The 17,264-nt window shown below is 40.3% G+C and carries 13 protein-coding genes and 2 pseudogenes; 12 read left to right on the forward strand and 3 right to left on the reverse strand.

Features of this window, described 5'->3' with window-relative positions:
* Window positions 1-44: 44 nt before the first annotated feature.
* From L650_RS0109625 to L650_RS0109635, 3 genes are all read right to left on the reverse strand, one after another.
* Window positions 45-596, reverse strand: a complete 552-nt coding sequence (locus tag L650_RS0109625) for a GbsR/MarR family transcriptional regulator (RefSeq protein WP_004586357.1) — start codon at window positions 594-596, stop codon at window positions 45-47.
* A 154-nt stretch (window positions 597-750) separates the two neighbouring features.
* On the reverse strand, window positions 751-3,168 hold the full coding sequence (locus L650_RS0109630) for a TonB-dependent receptor (RefSeq protein ID WP_029772976.1): 2,418 nt from the start codon (window positions 3,166-3,168) through the stop codon (window positions 751-753).
* Between the two features lie 209 nt (window positions 3,169-3,377).
* Window positions 3,378-4,649 (reverse strand): metal-dependent hydrolase family protein, encoded by a 1,272-nt coding sequence (locus L650_RS0109635; protein WP_029772977.1) that lies wholly within the window; start codon window positions 4,647-4,649, stop codon window positions 3,378-3,380.
* 152 nt (window positions 4,650-4,801) lie between these two features.
* Between L650_RS0109635 and L650_RS0109640 the strand changes: the two genes are divergently transcribed.
* The 12 genes and pseudogenes from L650_RS0109640 to L650_RS0109695 all read left to right on the forward strand — a co-directional run bounded on the left by L650_RS0109640 (window position 4,802) and on the right by L650_RS0109695 (window position 17,261).
* On the forward strand, window positions 4,802-6,643 hold the full coding sequence (locus tag L650_RS0109640) for a DUF885 domain-containing protein (protein WP_029772978.1): 1,842 nt from the start codon (window positions 4,802-4,804) through the stop codon (window positions 6,641-6,643).
* A gap of 95 nt (window positions 6,644-6,738) precedes the next feature.
* On the forward strand, window positions 6,739-7,251 hold the full coding sequence (locus tag L650_RS0109645; protein WP_029772979.1) for a YcgN family cysteine cluster protein: 513 nt from the start codon (window positions 6,739-6,741) through the stop codon (window positions 7,249-7,251).
* A complete protein-coding gene (locus L650_RS0109650; protein WP_004586351.1) occupies window positions 7,251-7,763 on the forward strand; it encodes an RNA methyltransferase in 513 nt (170 codons plus the stop codon). Before L650_RS0109645 ends, L650_RS0109650 begins: the two co-directional genes overlap by 1 nt.
* Window positions 7,764-7,853: 90 nt before the next feature.
* Window positions 7,854-8,741, forward strand: a complete 888-nt coding sequence (locus L650_RS0109655; protein WP_029772980.1) for a substrate-binding periplasmic protein — start codon at window positions 7,854-7,856, stop codon at window positions 8,739-8,741.
* Window positions 8,742-8,825: 84 nt separating this feature from the next.
* Window positions 8,826-10,079, forward strand: a complete 1,254-nt coding sequence (locus L650_RS0109660; protein ID WP_004586349.1) for a sugar MFS transporter — start codon at window positions 8,826-8,828, stop codon at window positions 10,077-10,079.
* Between the two features lie 247 nt (window positions 10,080-10,326).
* Window positions 10,327-12,217, forward strand: a pseudogene (locus tag L650_RS0109665) (methyl-accepting chemotaxis protein).
* A 3-nt stretch (window positions 12,218-12,220) separates the two neighbouring features.
* A complete protein-coding gene (locus tag L650_RS0109670; protein WP_029772981.1) occupies window positions 12,221-13,318 on the forward strand; it encodes a GGDEF domain-containing protein in 1,098 nt (365 codons plus the stop codon).
* Window positions 13,315-13,929, forward strand: a complete 615-nt coding sequence (locus L650_RS0109675; protein ID WP_029772982.1) for a DsbA family protein — start codon at window positions 13,315-13,317, stop codon at window positions 13,927-13,929. Before L650_RS0109670 ends, L650_RS0109675 begins: the two co-directional genes overlap by 4 nt.
* A gap of 232 nt (window positions 13,930-14,161) precedes the next feature.
* Window positions 14,162-14,914, forward strand: coding sequence for a DUF3450 domain-containing protein (locus L650_RS0109680; protein WP_029772983.1), 753 nt, complete (start codon window positions 14,162-14,164; stop codon window positions 14,912-14,914).
* 10 nt (window positions 14,915-14,924) lie between these two features.
* The gene (locus tag L650_RS0109685) at window positions 14,925-16,292 is read left to right on the forward strand and encodes a MotA/TolQ/ExbB proton channel family protein (protein ID WP_029772984.1); all 1,368 of its coding nucleotides are present in this window, start codon (window positions 14,925-14,927) and stop codon (window positions 16,290-16,292) included.
* A gap of 3 nt (window positions 16,293-16,295) precedes the next feature.
* Complete coding sequence (locus tag L650_RS0109690; protein WP_029772985.1) at window positions 16,296-16,823, forward strand: MotA/TolQ/ExbB proton channel family protein; 528 nt, start codon at window positions 16,296-16,298, stop codon at window positions 16,821-16,823.
* A 50-nt stretch (window positions 16,824-16,873) separates the two neighbouring features.
* Window positions 16,874-17,261: pseudogene (locus L650_RS0109695) on the forward strand (ExbD/TolR family protein).
* Window positions 17,262-17,264 lie beyond the last annotated feature (3 nt).

Consider the following 17,264-nt stretch of genomic DNA (forward strand, 5'->3'; position numbering starts at 1 on the left):
TGTTGTGTAATAAAAAAAGCCGCTATGCGGCTTTTTTTATTTGTTTAATCATGTTCTTTTTTAAATATTTTATCTTTTAAATCGATAACCTTGCCAATTCCTGAACCAAGCTTCATTAGCTTATTAAGCTGCTCTGGGCTTAAGCGTTGTAACTCTGAAGACCACTTTGTAACCGTTTCGAGTAGGTTGTGGATTTCGCCCATTTGCTTTTGTGCATAGCGCTCTTCTTCGTTGTTTGCTTCGTCTAAAAGGTTATCACGCAGCAAACTTAGGGTAGGGTCTATTTCACGCTTTTTACGCTCTTCAAATACGCGATTAGCCATATCCCAAATCTCACCCGCTGGGGCATAATATTCTTTACGATCACCAGGGATATGATGCACTTTAATTAATTGCCATGACTGGAGCTCTTTAATTCCCATGCTTACATTGCCACGCGAGATACTTAGCGCATCGGCAATCTCATTTGCGGTCATGGGCTCTTTGGTGATGATCAGTAAACCGCACATTTGGCCAATCGTGCGATTGAAACCCCAACGGCTGCCCATTTCACCACAGTGCATAACAAAGGCTAAGTTTTTTTCAGATAGACTCATAGCTTTTTAAGTTTCAGTAAATTCAGAAAGTAATGCTAGCACGCTTATAAATTATAGCAACGTTTAGCCTGGTATCTTTTGTAGAGTATTAAATCAAGATTAAGTTTAATTTACTCCTACTTTTAGTAGGAGTAAATTAATTGCTTAGGCAGGGTTAAAGTGTGTAGCTAAAACTTAGTTTTGCATTACGCTCTTCGCCTGGCATACCACCTAAAAACATGGCTTTAGAGTAGTACTTTTTATTAAATAAATTGTTTAAATTAAGCTGCATGTGCCACTTATCAGTGGTGTACGAAACTGCTGCGTCGTACACCGTGTAGCTTGGTACATAGCCATCAGGAATACTAAACGAGCTAGAGTTTGTGCTTCTGTTATCTACAAAAGTAATACCGCCACTGATGTTAACAGCCTCAGGTAGGTTAAACATATCGGCGTAGTAGGTAACCCACGTACTTGCCGTTACATACGGTACGCCTTTTTGGCGTGTATCGTAACTGCTGCTATTTGGATTAGATTTATCGCGGGCATCTTGGTATACGCCGTTTACATTTACTTTCCATTGCTCGTTTAAGTGCGCATTTAAATCGAGTTCAACGCCTTTGGTTTGCTCTTCACCATCGTAGTAGCTCTCTACTACATCAGGCCCAGACACACCGGCTTCATACAGTGGGTTTGTGTATTCAAGGTTTGTACGCGCGCTTTCAAATACTACCAGTGATGCTAAAAGTTGATCATCAAATGCTTTAAATCTAAAGCCTAAATCGTTACTGATAGACTCAGAGTCTTCACGGTCGGCCTCTGTACCTGCTACTGAACCTAATACACTATAGGCAGTACGGCCTTTAGCGTGGTTAATAAACACGCTAAAGTTTTCAGTAGGTTGATAGGTTGCGCCTAAGTTATAAGTTAAGCCACTGTCTGATGTGTTTGCTTCAGGCGTTGGTTCAGCGCGACTTGAGCTATAACGCTCATCTACACCATAGTGCTCATATGTTTGCTTAATGCGATTATAAGCAACACCAACTCGAGTTGTAAGCTGCTCAGTAATATAGCCTACGTGTTGAATACCTAAGCCCCACGCTTGTACTTTTTTATTGTAGTCACTGGTTTTTAGCGGGTCGTAGTCATCAAAACTGCCTGTTGGCCAATTTGGCGAGCGCATGTCATAAATGTATGGAAGCGTGCCTTGGTAAAGTACATTTCCTTCGCTGTCGTAAATAACTTTGTCTGCGTCGTAAATAGAATACTGTTTAAAGCGAATGTCTCTGTCTTCGTAGTTTGCATTAACCAGTAATTCGTTATCCACGTCGCCTAACATAAAGTCATAGCGTAAATCTAAGAAATACTGCCATGACTTTTCATCAGCTTCTACTTGGCGGTATTCTTGGCGTCGCGCTGCAAACGGGTAAAGCACACCGTCTTCAACTAACGGGGCACGCGGGTCGTTATTTATAATGCCATCGCGTGTTGAATACACATAATTAAACGCGCCAGTTTGACGAGCAAAGCTTGATGTGTAGTTACGGTACTGTAACTGCTGATTTAAAAATAAATCATCTGTAATAAAGTAATTATGGGTTAGCTTAAAGCGAAGCTCTTCACCTTCATTATCATCCGCCATAGGAGAGGTAATACCGTTAGTACCAAAATTGTACGGGGTAAGGCCATCGGTTGATGAAAGCGAATCTGCCAATTGTGTTTGTTGAGCCGCAGTTAATTGAACACCATTACCAGATGGGTCATTTACTAAATCTGCGCCAATTACTTCACCTGCAGTTAAACCATTGGCGGTTTCTGCATTATAAATTCGAATAGGGTGGCCAATAGAATCTACTGCAATTGAGTCTTTAATATAGGCAGCAGAGAGCATGATATCTTGCTTGTCACTTAGTATGTATTTAAGCGAGGTATATATTTCGTCGCGGTCTTCTTTTAAATCACGAAAGCCATCGCTTGAGGCCGTTTTAGCCATTACGCGATACGCTAGGTCATCGGTAATCGCATTGGTGCTATCAAAGGCAAGTGAATAACTATCCCATTGGCCAAGTTCGGCAGATATTTTATGTTTTTCTTCAAACTCAGGCTTTTTTTCTATCAGATTTATAACACCACCAGCACTGCCTATACCATATAAACCGGTAGCAGGGCCTTTAAGTACTTCTACCGACTCAACATTAGTGAGTGAACGAGTTGGGTTAAATGTATTACCTAAGCCTGCACCGCCATACATACCATCGTAAGTGTAATTAGCATCAAGACCACGAATGACTAAATTGTCGCCTATACCATAGTTATTACCGGCTTGAGTTAAACCACTTACATTACGTACAAGCTCTTGTAGGCTGTCTACACCTTGTGACTCTATAAGTTCACGGTCAATAATAACAACCGGTGCCGGTGTTTCCATTAACGACATGTCTGATTTAGTTGCAAGGCCTGAGCTCATTACAACTTGGTTTTGCTTTTCGTAAACGCTGATGCGCTCAATGCCTTTTTCAGCCGTTGTTGCAGCAACCGCTAATGATGCGTTTAAACACGCAAGTGTAACAAGAGAGTATTTGAACTTTTTCATATTGATAATTATTCGCATTCCATGAAGTGTGCGAATAGTAATAGTTATTATTCGTTAAGTGAATAAAAAATTCTAAAAGAGTGAAATTAATTGCGTAGTAGGTGAGTTATTGTTCTAAAAAGTAAATTTAAGGTTAAATTAATGCGGTAAATAAAAAGCATGAAAGTGTAAGCTTTCATGCTTTTGTAAAATAATACATTAATTAGTGACTATTTTTTATAAACAACGCCTGCTTTCATAACAAAAGGAATGCGCTCAAGCACAGAGATATTTTTAAGTGGATTACCTTTTACGGCAACAATGTCGGCTGCAAACCCTGATTTTAGCTGACCCAGTTTATTATCCATTTTTAATAGCTTTGCACTGTTAATGGTGGCAGCTTGTATTGCTTGTAGTTCGCTCATGCCAAATTTAACCATACGGCTAAATTGTTTGGCGTTATCGCCATGAGGGTAAATAGCAGCATCGGTACCAAATACCATATTTACACCGGCTTTTACTGCGCGGTTAAAGCTGTCGCGCTGCTTTTTAGACACTTGACGTTCTTTATTGAGGTTTTCTTCATCTACCCCATTTTGCTCACCATAACTCAGTGTGTATTCTGTATTATAAATGTCCATTGATAACCACGTGCCATGTTTTTTAGCAAGTGCGATGGCTTCATCATCTAAAAAGCTGGCATGTTCAATACTATCTACGCTGGCTTTTATAGCTGTTTTAATACCACTTGTGCCATGTGCGTGAGCGGCTACAGGTAAATCACGCATGTGGGCTTCATCTACAATTGCTTTCATTTCTTCAAATGAATACTGCTGTACACCCACTTTTGTACCTTTAGAAAAAACGCCCCCCGTGGCGCAAAACTTAATGGCATTAGCGCCATACTTTATGTTTTCTCGTACTTTTACACGTGCAGCCCATAGACCATCGGCTACCCCTGTTGAAGTGTATTTTAGCTCTGGTGGTAAACGGTTATTATCGCAATGTCCGCCTGTGATCCCAAGCGAAGGGCCAGCTGCCCAAATACGCGGGCCTACAATATCTCCGGCGTTAATACCATCACGCACTGCAATCACGCTATAGCCCTCGGCTCCTACATTTCTGAGGGTAGTAAAACCAGCAAGCAATGTTTTTTTAGCAAAGTGCGCGGCTTTAATGGCCATGCGCGGTACCGACTGACTTAAACGCTCACTTCGAGATACCGTAGGGTCGCTGGTCAAATGTACATGCATATCCATAAGGCCCGGCATTAAAGTGAGCTCGGGTAAATCAATATGCTGATCGTTTTTGCTCATGCTCGGCTTTTTGTTTTGTGTAACATCTGTGATCACCCCATTATCAATGGTGATCAGCGGCGATTGAATAACCTCGCCTGTTTGAACATCTACCATGGCTTTAGCAGATATATAAGTAAGGGCTTGCGCGTTAAAGCTTCCTAAACACATAAGTGCAACGGAGGCGCTGAGTAGCTTTTTATTCATTGTTTTTTCTTCTGGTGGCGTTTTAATTAATTGAAATGTAACAACCTAATATAAAAGTGTAAATATAATAGGTTAATCGCCACTTATCGTAATTTCTTTATTAACGCAGGTTAAATGCGCATAATCGACTGACGATACTAAAAAGGATTACCATGAAATCAATTAAATTAGCCTTAGTTGCCAGTGGCGTTATGTTTGCTTTAAGTGGCTGTATGAACACACAAACCAGTAATAACACTGGCAATAGTGCACAGCTAAACACGTCAAGCGCACCTGCAGCTATTGTTTCAGAGCTCTCTTATGAGCAGCAATTAGATGTACTTGTAGCACAGTACTACAACGAGTTACTCAGCTTTAAACCTATTAATGCAACTTATAGTGGTCGCAGTGAATTTAATGATAAGTTTACCCCCGCTATTACCCAAAAGAATAGGGCAAAAAAAGCCGCGTTTTACAAAAAGTATCAACAACGTTTAACACTTATTGATAAGTCGCAGTTAACAGGGCAAGCGTTACTCAGCTATGAAATATTACAAAGAGACCTAGCACTTAATTTAGAGGGAATGCAATTTCCAAGTTATATGCTGCCTATTAACCAAATGGCGGGAGCGCATAATACCTTTGCAGGTTTTGGCTCGGGGCAAAGTGCGCAGCCATTTAATACCGTAGAAGATTACAATAATTTTATAAAACGAAGCGAAGGCTTTATTTCCTGGCTCAGCAGTGTAGAGCGCGCGATGGCGAAGGGGATCAAAGCGGGCATTACCTTACCAAAACCATTAGCTAAAAAGCTTCAGCCACAATTTGCTGCGCATGTGGTTAAAAATACAGAGGATTCGTTATTTTGGGGGCCAATTAAAAACTTACCAGCCTCATTTACTGCACAGCAAAAGCAGCAAATAACGGCGCAATATAAAGCACTTATTATGCAGCAATTAGTGCCTGCATATAAAAGTATGAGCGACTTTTTAGCCAATCAATACATTCCTCAAAGCCGAAAAACGGTAGGTTATAGTGACTTGCCTAATGGTAAAGCTTGGTATGAATATCAAATTAAAAAAAATACCACGTTGAGCCTTTCTGCAGATGAAATACATGAGATTGGTTTAAGTGAAGTTTCGCGTATTTTAAGTCAGATGAAAAAAGTAAAACACGAGGTAGGTTTTAACGGCACTTTGGATGAATTTTTTCAGCACTTACGTGATTCGGACCAATTTTATTACGATACGCCAGAGGCATTAATTGCAGCGTATGAAGATATAAAACAAAAAATAGATGCGCGCGTCCCTTTACTGTTTGATGTTGCGCCTAAAGCCCCTTATGTTGTAAAAGCGGTTGAACCTTATCGAGCTCAATCTGCAGCGGGTGCATCTTATGCAGCGCCGGCACCTGATGGCTCTCGACCAGGTATTTTTTACATCAATACTTATAACCTTAAAGCGCAGCCAAAATTTTTATTAGAAACACTCTCTATACACGAAGCCGCGCCAGGCCATCACTTTCAAATTGCTTTACAACAAGAAATAGATGGCCTTCCAGATTTTAGAAAATTTGGTGGCTACACGGTATTTGCAGAGGGATGGGCGTTGTACGCAGAAAGCCTAGGAAAAGAGCTGGGTTTATTTACCGACCCTTATATGTGGTACGGGCGTTTGGCCGATGAGCAACTTAGAGCAATGCGCTTAGTGCTTGATACAGGCTTTCATGCAAAAGGCTGGACTCGACAGCAAGGTATCGATTACATGCTGGCAAATTCGTCAATGGCTAAAAGCGATGTGATAGCAGAAGTTGAGCGTTATATTGCATGGCCTGGCCAAGCACTGTCGTACAAATTGGGGCAATTTAAAATTCAACAATTACGTGACTACTCTAAAAAAGAGTTAGGTGATAAGTTTGATATTAAAGCGTTTCATACGCAAATATTGATTGATGGCGCCTTGCCGATGCCTATTTTAGAGGAAAAAATTAAACGTTGGGTTGCTGCCAGTAAATAGCAAAACGCACAAAGCCCGTACAAATAAAGGCACGGGCTTTGCGCACGCTGTAGCAATACGTTAGAATGCGCGCTCTTTAGGGGCGCGAGTAAATTATGTTTGATCAAGAGTTAGCAAATACACAGTTTTGGCTTAAAAAAAGCTTAGCCGATATGAACCAAAACGAATGGGAAGCGATTTGTGATGGTTGCGGAAAATGCTGTTTAAATACCTTTATTGACAGTGAAGATGAAGACGAATTTACCGCCACCGACCAACTACGTGAAGGCGAAGAGCTTATTTTCACCAACATTGTTTGCCAATACCTTGATAACAATACCTGTGGTTGTAGCGAATACGAAAACCGCCAAACGCTTGTCCCTTCTTGCGTTAAACTGACCAAAGCTAACCTTAAAGATATCTTTTTTATGCCGCAAAGCTGTAGTTATCGCCGTCTTCACGAGGGGCGAGGTTTAGCCTCTTGGCATCCGCTATTAAATCAGGGTGACAAAACCCAAATGCATGCGCTTGGTATTTCTGTTAAAAATAAAACCGTAAAAGACTGTGACGTAAAGCTCGATGACTTTGATTTATACATTGCTGAGTGGCCAACAAAGGATTGCGACTAATGAGCGAGCTTAAGGCTGTAATAGGTTTAATTAACCCAAAAAGCCCGACAAATGTTGGCGGCGTTTTACGTGCCGCGGGTTGCTATGACGCTAAACAAGTATTTTTTACCGGTAGTCGCTACTTAAATGCTAAAAAGTTTCATACCGACACTAAAAATGTTGTTGAGCGTATTGCACTTACCGGCACTGATAACCTACTCAGTGTAAAACCTGAAGGCGCAAAGGTTGTGGTTATTGAGCTGATTGAAGGCGCCACTGCGTTACCTGATTTTAAACACCCTGAAAACGCATTTTATGTATTTGGGCCAGAAGACGGCTCAGTACCAAAAGAGGTTTTAAAATGGTGCGATGAAGTGGTTTACGTACCTACAATTGGTTGTATGAACCTTGCGGCCACCTGCAATGTGGTACTTTACGACCGTTTAGCCAAACTTGGCGGGGTGGAGAGCAGCGACTCAACTATTATTAATTCTCGCGATACCAATAATAAAATGAAGTGGGTAAAAGCTTAAGCCCCCACTGCTGTAATTTTAATTAAAATTTCTTTTACTTTATGTACTAAGTTCTACACTTTAGGAACATATTATAAATGAAATTTAATTATGCGTTTATTTTTAATCCTCATACTCTTTTCATCTTATTGTTTTGCTGAGGTTCCTGTGACCTACATGCAAGATGGTACTCGTCACACTGTAATAGGTGAGCGCTATAAATCGGGTTACCTATTTAGCACGCCAAACAGCAATCAAACAATTCATGTGGTTACATTAGACTGGCCGCCTTACATAGGGAATAAGCTGTGTAACAAAGGCTGGGTATATCAATTTAGTACGGCGATTCTACATAGCGCTGGTTATAGTGCTTATATAGAGTTTGTTCCTTGGGCGAGAGCTGTTCGTTCTGTGGAGCTCGGTAAAGCAGATGTGTTAATGCCAGAGTATTATATTGAAGACACCGCGCCATCTGATTACATAGAAGGTAAAACACGCCGTAAGCTTTTAGGGCTTTCTAATTCGTTTGAAGGCGGTAACATAGGTTTTTTAAAACGCAAAGGCGAGCCCGACAGGTTTAATGGCAATTTAAAGTCGCTTAAAGGCTCGCGTATTGGTGTTGTAAGAGGGTATCAAAATACCCCTGAGTTTGATGCCATGATGGATAACAACGAATTTATCATCATTAATGCCGTTGATGATTTACAGCTGGTAAAGTTACTTGCGGCAAAGCGTGTAGATTTAATTATAGGCGACCCCGCTGTGTTACTTTACTCGGTAAAATATGCCGCTTTACCCGATAGCGAAAAACAGACCCTACTTAGTGCTATTGAACCAGAAAGCAAGGCAATTCAATATAACCCTTTATATTTTGCGATAAGTAAAAAAACACCAAACTGGCTCACTGTATTAGAAGATATTAATACTGCTTTATATAAATTTAAAAATAGCGGCGAAACCCAAAGGATGAAACAGGCCTTATTAAATGAATGCGATTAATTGTAACGTTCCAATTATTTTGTACTTATATTATGTCGCAAACGTGTAAAATCATTTTCAACTTGTTAATGGAGTGAAAATGACGTGAGTGAAATAAATACCAATCAATCATTTGCGGTCAAAGAGCAACAAAATAAAAATTACCTGTTACCGCTGACTGCAATGACCACACTGTTTTTTTTATGGGGTTTTATTACCGTTTTAAACGACGTACTAATCCCTCGTCTGAAAGGCGTTTTTGACCTAACTTACTTTGAAGCAATGCTCGTACAGTTTTGCTTTTTTGGCGCCTATTTTATTGTCTCTATTCCAGCTGGAATTTTGGTTAAACAATTAGGTTATAAAAAAGGCATACTAACTGGCCTAGTGGTTGCCTCAATTGGCTGTATGTTGTTCTACCCTGCGGTAGTGGTGCATGAATACTGGTTGTTTTTAGGTGCTTTATTTGTACTGGCTGCTGGTGTAACTGTTTTGCAGGTTTCTGCGAACCCGTATGTAGCTGCTTTAGGGCCAGAAAAAACCGCCTCATCTAGGCTAAATTTAGCGCAAGCGCTTAATGCCTTAGGAACAACAGTAGGCCCGTATGTTGGAGGTATCCTGTTTTTTGGTACCGCAGGTACATTAGCGGCAAGTGCTGCTTCTGCTGAATCTGTAAAAGTACCTTATTTAATGTTAGCGGCGGCCTTACTCATTATTGCTATCGTATTTGCCTTTATTAAGCTTCCTGAAATAGAAGGCCATAAAGAAGAAAATAACCCGGTTAATGAAACTCGCTCACTAACACAGGCACCTCATTTAACAATGGGCGTATTTGCTATATTTTGTTATGTCGGTGGTGAAGTGGCTATTGGTAGTTTTTTAGTTAACTTTTTTGGTGAAGCACATATAGCTGGGCTGGAAGAGCACGCTGCTGCTGCACTGATCAGCTACTATTGGGGCGGAGCCATGGTTGGCCGCTTTATTGGCTCTGCTGCGCTACAAAAAATAGCGCCATCTAAAGCATTGGCATTTAATGCTTGTATGGTAATTGCCTTATTACTTGTGACTATATTTACGCAAGGCAATGTAGCCCTGTACGCGGTACTGGCCATTGGTTTATTTAACTCAATTATGTTCCCGACTATTTTTTCTGTAGCGATAGAGCGCTTAGGCTCATTAACCAGTAAAGGCTCTGGCTGGTTGTGTTTGGCAATAGTAGGGGGTGCCTTGGTGCCGTTATTACAAGGTTACATTGCTGATGTTGTTAATATTCAGCAAAGCTTTTTTGTTCCGCTAGTGTGTTATGTATTTATTGCTTGGTATGGCTTAAACGTGGTTCGTTTAGCTAAAAAGTGGTAAATACCCCCCGATGAAAGAGCGACTGAATACGTATTCAGTCGCTTTTTTATTAGCATTTTATAGGAACGTTCCAAGTGCGGGTTTGTTTTTTAAAAAGCAGTGGTTTTTACAACTGTATAGTGAATAGAGGTGGTTCTTTATTCTTATTTTAAGTACATAACCTGCTTATCTACCTCATTAACGACGACATACCTTTAAATTTTTGCTAAAAATATAATTAATAACAAAAAAATAAAAAAGGGCAGTCATGCTTAACTCACTTAAATTCACCTCAAAAGTGACTATTGCAGCATCTATGGTACTGGTTATTGTACTGGGTTTATTTGCTATAAATAATTACATCGCCATGCGTAACCAAACGCAACAGCAGCTCGATTTAGTCCTTAAGCAAAATTCAGAATCTACCTCACAAAACATTGCAAGCTGGCTTAACGCTAAACTCACCATAGTAAAATCGATTGCGCAAACTCATAAAAACAGTGATCCAAAACAGTTAACCCTTGCCCAGCTTAATACTGCTAAATACGCTGGTGGCTTTAAAAATACGTATATAGGTAAACCAAGTGGTTTATTTATACTTAACGATCAAAGCATTGTATTACCTTCTGATTTTGATGCCACCTCGCGCCCTTGGTATAAGTTAGTTGAAAATAAAAGCTATACCGCATTTACCACCCCGTATATTGATGTAACCACCAACGAGCTGACTATATCTGCCNGTTGTGCCCATTCAAAGCAATGGCCGCTTTAGTGGTGTAGCGGGTGCAGATATAGACATGCACGCAGTGACTGAAATAATTAACGATATTGATTTTTTAGGGTTAGGGTATGCTTTTTTAGTAGATAAAAATGGCCAAGTGCTAAGCCATCCTAATAGCGAACTTAATTTAAAAAACACCTCCGAATTATTTGGCCAATCTACCGCGCTTAATAGCGCATTTACACAATATGATATAGCGGCTGAGCCGCAGTTGATATCGTTCACTAAAATACGTGGCATAGACAATGTTGACTGGTATTTAGGTGTCGTTATTAATAAAAACCAAGCCTATGCAGAGGTGTCTCGCTTTGGTGTTAACGCGCTTATTTATATGTTAGTGGGAATTGTGGCCATTATTGTGTTTATGCAATTTTTACTGCGTTACTTAATGCAACCTATGGCGCGCCTAAATGATGCACTAGAAGATATTGCAAAAGGCGAAGGCGATTTAACCAAACGTTTAAAGGTTGAAAACAATGATGAGTTTGGCCAAATTAGTCACTCGTTTAACGTTTTTATTGAAAAAATTCAGCACTCTATTGAACACGTTAAATTAACGACTAAACAACTCGATAGCGTAATAGCCAGCGTGGTGTCGCAAACACATTCTTCATTAGCCATGCACCATGACCAAACAAAACGTACTGATAGTGTGGCCATGGCGGTTAATAATTTTTCGCAATCGGCTATGGCTATTGCTAATAACGCCAGTGACGCTTCTGTAATTGCTAAAAATGCAGATGATCATTCAACACAAAACCAGCAAACCTTATTGCACAGCGTTAATAGTATTCATCAGTTATCAGCCAATATGGAACAAGCGCAACACACTATTAATAGCCTTAACGCGCATACAATTAGTATTGGGCAAGTGCTTGAGGTGATTAAAGGTGTGAGCGAGCAAACCAACTTACTTGCTTTAAATGCGGCAATTGAAGCTGCAAGAGCAGGCGAAGCTGGGCGCGGTTTTGCTGTTGTGGCTGATGAGGTACGCCAATTAGCACATCGTACTCAGCAATCAACGCAAGAGATTGAAGATACCGTAGGGCAATTACAAAGAGGCTCAAACCAAGCGGTAGAACTGATGAAAACAAGCATTCAAGACAGTGAAAAAAGCGTAGAGCACGCTGAAGGTGTGAGCGTGTTAATGGGCCAAATAATAGAGTCAATAAAACAAATTAGCAGTGCTAATCATAGTGTTGCCAATGCCACTGTTGAGCAAAACGACCTTGTTAAAGTGCTCGACGCAGACATTACAAGCATGAGTGAGTTATCGGTACAAAGCCAAGAAAATTTAAAAAACACCCTCAATGAATGTACTAAACTTAAACAACAATTTAGTGATTTAGAGCAAATGGTTCAAAAGTTTAGAGTTTAAAATATGCCAAAAAAATCGGTTACAGGACAAAGTTGGTTAAGCCTTATTAACATAGATAAGGTGTATAGCTCGGATAAACAGCGCCAAGCATTTTCACTATTCACCATGATAGCCATTGCTATTATTGTTATCTCTATGTTGGTGGTGTTTAACTACACGGTGTATTCGCCTATTCTTACCACGTCGTTAATAGCGGTTAATATTACCCTTATTAGCGGCACTTTTTATTTTATAAAAACAGCCAAGCTGGAAATGGTTGCACTTATAAGTATGTGTATAGTGTTTATTATGTGTGTGGCCCTTACGTATACCGGCGGAAAAGAAAATACTGCGCTTTATTGGCTAATGTTTTACCCTGTAGTGTGTTTTGCCTCTTTAGGTGTAAAGCATGGCTGCAGGCTTGGCTTAGGCTTATTATTGTGCTGCAGTGTTATTTTATACGGGCCTGATTTTGGCCAAGTTAACTATGGCGGTATTGAAAAGTCTCGTTTTTTAGCCTCTTTTACACTGGTGTTTATTTTTTCGTTTATAGGTGAATATTTCAGGCATAAAAGTCACCTGGCAATTGCTGATATAACCCTTGCGCAAACGCAAGATGCCTATACAGATCAGTTAACGGGTGGCGCGAACAGGCGTTTCATCACCGCTCACTTTTTAAAATTAGCCGCTAAAACGCCCGAAAACTACTTGCCGTTTTCTATTTTATTACTTGATTTAGATTATTTTAAACGACTAAACGACACCTATGGTCATGATTTTGGCGATACAGTATTGATAGAGTTTACCAAATTACTTGATTCACAATTTCCAAGCTCCGCAGTTAAAGCCCGTTATGGAGGCGAAGAGTTTGTGGTGATTTTACCTAAAGAAACAGCCCCAGTGGCTACAAAATTAGCCGATGATTTTAGACAATGTGTCGCAAAACAAGCTATTTTAACCAGCGATAATAAACGGGTATTTATTACCTGTAGTATTGGTGTGGCACAGGTTGATGATGTGGATCATTACAGCCGTGCACTTAAACAAGCAGACGAATACCTGTACCTAGCTAAAGAGCAAGGGCGTAACAAAGTTGTATCAAATCACACAGGAACACTATGACTCAAACTAAACTTATATATGTACACGACCCTATGTGCAGTTGGTGCTGGGGATATAAACCGACGTGGTTAAAACTAAAAGCCGCATTAGCTTCGCAGCTGACTATAGAATACAAAGTAGGGGGGCTTGCTCCAGATAGCCAAGAGCCCATGCCAGAAAATATACGCGCCATGCTCCAAAGCACGTGGTATAAAATTAGTGCGATGTTGGGCACACAGTTTAATTTTGATTTTTGGCAGGTTTGTCAGCCAAGGCGCTCTACTTACCCAGCCTGCAGAGCGGCGATTATTGCCAGAGCGCATAATAAAGAGCCACAAATGATAGAGGCAATTCAACATGCTTATTATTTACATGCTCAAAACCCATCTGATGAAAGTACTCTAATTACCTTGGCTGAAAAAATAGGCCTTGATAAACAACAGTTTAGCGAGGAACTTTGCTCAGAGGCTTTGAATCAAAAATTACACGAGGAGTTAGCATTTAGTGCAAGTTTGCCAATACAAGGCTTTCCTTCGTTAGTATTAATAACTGATAATAAAGCCATTGCAATTAAAATAAATTACACCGATCACCAGCAAACACTAAACACAATTAACGCTTTATTAGCTTAACAACTAGCCAAAATGCGTGTATTTGCTGCTTTAATACACGCTTTGCATATAAACACCCCAATATAAGACGTAAATGTTACAGCTGTAACAAAATAGACTTTTTTGCGCAACATGCCTGTCATTATTCATCTATACAATTTCACTCATTGAAAATCTTTAGCCTAAAACAAGTCAGTTTAGGCTAAAACAACAAACTAGCAAATCCGCTAATTAACGAGTAAAGGTGTATGCGATGAAAGGCGTTAAACCATTGATCTTAGCTGGTATTGTAGCAGCAAGTGCTGCAGTACATGCCAATGATTTAGAAAAGGTTATCGATAAAAGCAGTGAAATAAATAAATCAGCTGCGCAATCACAAACAAAAATAGACAAGATTGCTGATTCAATACAAGGACGTCTTCAACAGTTTAAAACCCTTAATAAAGAAATTGATGGTTTAACTGTTTATAACGCGCAATTAACTAAACAGTTAAATAACCAAATTGAAGAAATGGAGTCACTTAACCTTTCAATGGATCAGGTCTCTATTATTGAACGTCAGATCACACCACTAATGCTGCGCATGATTGAAGGGCTTGAGCAATTTGTAGCACTTGATGTGCCATTTTTGCAAGAAGAGCGCACTAAGCGTATTAGCTCTTTAAACGCCATGATGGACCGTGCAGATATTAACTCAAGCGAAAAATTCCGCCGCGTATTAGAAGCATACCAAGTAGAAGTTGATTATGGACGCACTATTGAAGCTTACACCTCACTGCTAACGGTAGACGGTAAAGAGCGTGAAGTAGACTTTTTACGCATTGGCCGCTTAGAGCTTATTTATTTAACACGTGATGGTAAGCAAGCTGGTAGCTGGGATGAAGAAACAAAATCGTTTGTTACTTTACCAGACTCAACAATTAGCCAAATCAACAAAGGTTTACGTATCGCACGTAAGCAACTTGCCCCAGATATGTTAACTCTGCCAGTACACGCAGCAGAATAAGAGGTTGAAGATGAAACTGTTTACTCAAATGACAAAAATGGCCCTTTTTGCTGCAAGCCTAAGCTTTGCAGGCGCTAGTGTGGCAGCTGAGCCTATGGACTTAGACTCACTATTAAAAACACTTGAAGAAGGCAAATCGGCTCAAAGCGCGCAAAACAAGCAACGCGAACAAGAATTTATGGCGCGCCAAAACGAACAAGTGCAAATGCTTAACAACACACAAGCAAAACGTAATCAAATGCTTGCTGAGTCTGAGCGCTTAGAAACACAGTTTGAAGAAAACGAAATTAAACTTGCTAACTTAACAGAAACACTGTCTAAACGAATGGGTTCTTTAAAAGAGTTATTTGGTGTGCTTCAGCAAGTTGCTGGTGATTCTAGCAATAAGTTCGCTACCTCTGTGGTATCAGCTGAAATTGCGGGTCGTAGCACATTTATGGATGAGCTAGCACAAAAAATGGGCTCTACTTCAAAGCTTGCCTCTATCGAAGATATTGAAAAAGTATGGTTTGAGCTACAACGCGAAATGACAGAGCAAGGTAAAGTAAGCCGCTTTACTACCGATGTAATTGTACAAGGTGGTGAAAAAACACAACAAGAAGTGGTACGTGTAGGTGCTTTTAACTTAATCTCTAACGGTAAATACCTAGAATTTAACCCAGTAACAAATACCTTAAGCGAGTTAAATCGCCAGCCTGTCGCACGTTTTACTGCAACTGCACAGGAGTTACAAAATGCAAAAAATGGTGTAGTGCAGTTTGCACTTGACCCAACGGGTGGCTCAATTTTAGGTTTATTAGTGCAAGCACCAGATACCGAAGAGCGTGTACACCAAGGTGGCACAGTCGGTTACGTTATTTTAGGTGTAGGTGTTATTGCTTTACTTATCTCACTTGAACGTTTTTTCTCATTACTGATTATGGGCGGTAAAATTCGTCGTCAACTTAAAGATGATGTAGCACGCGATGACAACCCACTTGGCCGCGTAATGAAAGTTAAAGATCAATTCCCTGATGTTGCCCACGACACATTAGAGCTTAAATTAAGCGAAGCTATTTTACGTGAAATGCCAAAAGTAACGCGTAATTTAACGCTTATTAAAATCATCTCGGTGGTGGCGCCATTGCTAGGTTTACTAGGTACAGTAACCGGTATGATTAACACCTTCCAAGCAATAACATTATTTGGTACAGGTGACCCTAAACTAATGGCTGGTGGTATTTCGCAAGCATTGGTAACAACGGTGCTAGGCCTAGTTGTGGCAATTCCTACGGTATTTTTATACACCCTACTTAATACACGCGCTAAAAATATTTTGCTTACTATTCAAGAGCAAAGCGCAGGTATTATCGCACAGCGAAGCGAGAAGGGAGCATAAACCATGGTGCTATTGATTGACTCAATCAATGCTATCCGTGATTTTCTCGACACTGGTGGCCAAGTCCTCTTGGTCATCGGGGTGTTAATCTTCGCGATGTGGTTATTGATACTCGAGCGATTTATTTATTTTTTCAAAGGTTTTCGTAGTTACAAACAAAACGTAAAAGCGCAGTGGAAAAACCGTGCAGAGCGCAATAGCTGGAATGCTGAGCAAATACGCCAGGCGATGATTTCACGTGCTTCAATGCGTTTAGACACCAACTTAGCACTGATAAATGTAATGGTTGCATTGTGTCCGCTACTTGGGCTGTTAGGCACAGTAACGGGAATGATTGAAGTATTTGATGTAATGGCAATTACCGGTACGGGTAGTGCGCGCTCTATGGCATCAGGTGTTTCTAAAGCAACTATTCCAACCATGGCAGGTATGGTTGGTGCACTTTCGGGTGTATTTGCCTCTACGTTTTTACAGCGCAGAGCCAAGCGCGAAGTTGAACTACTTGAAGACAGCATGGTTTTAGACCATTAAGTAACATTTTGATAAGCGGCTTATAGAGTCGCTCATCCTAGGAGAATAAAATGAGAGCCCCGTTAGGAAATCTATTACAAGAAGACGAAGCTGAAGAAATTAACATGACCCCTATGTTAGACGTTGTATTTATCATGCTTATTTTCTTCATCGTTACCGCCTCGTTTGTTAAAGAAGCCGGNAACAGCGGTTAAAAAAGAACGCGCTAATATTTTAGTGGCTATTTCTGATACAGGCGAGATTTGGATTAATAAACGTCAAATCGATGTACGTGCAGTGCAAGCCAATATCGAACGTTTAAAAGCAGAAAACCCACAAGGGAGCGTGGTTATTCAAGCTGATAAAAAAGCCACCACTGATATGTTAATCAAAGTAATGGATGCGTCGCGTGCTGCAGGTGCGTTTGATGTTTCGATTGCTGCACAAGATGCGTCTTAAGGG

The sequence above is a fragment of the Pseudoalteromonas sp. TB51 genome, from assembly GCF_000498055.1.
Classification (GTDB): domain Bacteria; phylum Pseudomonadota; class Gammaproteobacteria; order Enterobacterales; family Alteromonadaceae; genus Pseudoalteromonas; species Pseudoalteromonas atlantica.